This window comes from Paenibacillus sp. 1001270B_150601_E10 (genome assembly GCF_015558675.1).
In the GTDB taxonomy this organism is placed as follows: domain Bacteria; phylum Bacillota; class Bacilli; order Paenibacillales; family Paenibacillaceae; genus Paenibacillus_B.
Map to the genome: position 1 here is coordinate 1 of NZ_JADMOL010000026.1, position 1353 is coordinate 1353.

Sequence of the window (1353 nt, forward strand, 5' to 3'; positions counted from 1 at the left end):
ATCTTTTCTTTTAGGATAAGCCCTCGACCGATTAGTATTGGTCAGCTCCACACATTGCTGTGCTTCCACCTCCAACCTATCTACCTCGTCGTCTTCAAGGGGTCTTACATACTGGGAAATCTCATCTTGAGGGGGGCTTCACGCTTAGATGCTTTCAGCGCTTATCCCTTCCGTACTTAGCTACCCAGCTATGCTTCTGGCGAAACAACTGGTGCACCAGCGGTACGTCCATCCCGGTCCTCTCGTACTAAGGACAGCTCCTCTCAAATTTCCTACGCCCGCGACAGATAGGGACCGAACTGTCTCACGACGTTCTGAACCCAGCTCGCGTACCGCTTTAATGGGCGAACAGCCCAACCCTTGGGACCTACTTCAGCCCCAGGATGCGATGAGCCGACATCGAGGTGCCAAACCTCCCCGTCGATGTGGACTCTTGGGGGAGATAAGCCTGTTATCCCCAGGGTAGCTTTTATCCGTTGAGCGATGGCCCTTCCATGCGGTACCACCGGATCACTAAGCCCGACTTTCGTCCCTGCTCGACTTGTAGGTCTCGCAGTCAAGCTCCCTTTTGCCTTTGCACTCTTCGAATGATTTCCAACCATTCTGAGGGAACCTTGGGGCGCCTCCGTTACTCTTTAGGAGGCGACCGCCCCAGTCAAACTGTCCACCTGACACTGTCCCCGAACCGGATTACGGTCCTAGGTTAGAACTCCGATACGAACAGGGTGGTATCCCAACGGCGCCTCCACAGAAGCTTGCGCTCCTGCTTCTTAGGCTCCCACCTATCCTGTACAGTCCGTACCAAAGTCCAATATCAAGCTACAGTAAAGCTCCATGGGGTCTTTCCGTCTTGTCGCGGGTAACCTGCATCTTCACAGGTATTAAAATTTCACCGGATCTCTCGTTGAGACAGCGCCCAAGTCGTTACGCCATTCGTGCGGGTCAGAATTTACCTGACAAGGAATTTCGCTACCTTAGGACCGTTATAGTTACGGCCGCCGTTTACTGGGGCTTCGGTTCATAGCTTCGCCTTGCGGCTAACCACTCCCCTTAACCTTCCAGCACCGGGCAGGCGTCAGCCCGTATACTTCGCCTTGCGGCTTCGCACAGACCTGTGTTTTTGCTAAACAGTCGCTTGGGCCTTTTCACTGCGGCCCCCTCGGGCTATTCACCCTACCGAGGCACCCCTTCTCCCGAAGTTACGGGGTCATTTTGCCGAGTTCCTTAACGAGAGTTCTTCCGCGCGCCTTAGAATACTCATCTCGCCTACCTGTGTCGGTTTGCGGTACGGGCACCTTCACCTGGCTAGAGGCTTTTCTTGGCAGCCTGAAATCAAGACCTTCGGTACTATAA

The 1353-nt window shown here is 54.1% G+C and carries 1 rRNA gene (only partly in view); it reads right to left on the bottom strand.

The window, feature by feature from the left end:
• Positions 1-11: 11 nt before the first annotated feature.
• A 23S ribosomal RNA gene (locus I2H74_RS24360) occupies positions 12-1353 on the bottom strand; it runs 1585 nt beyond the window's last position.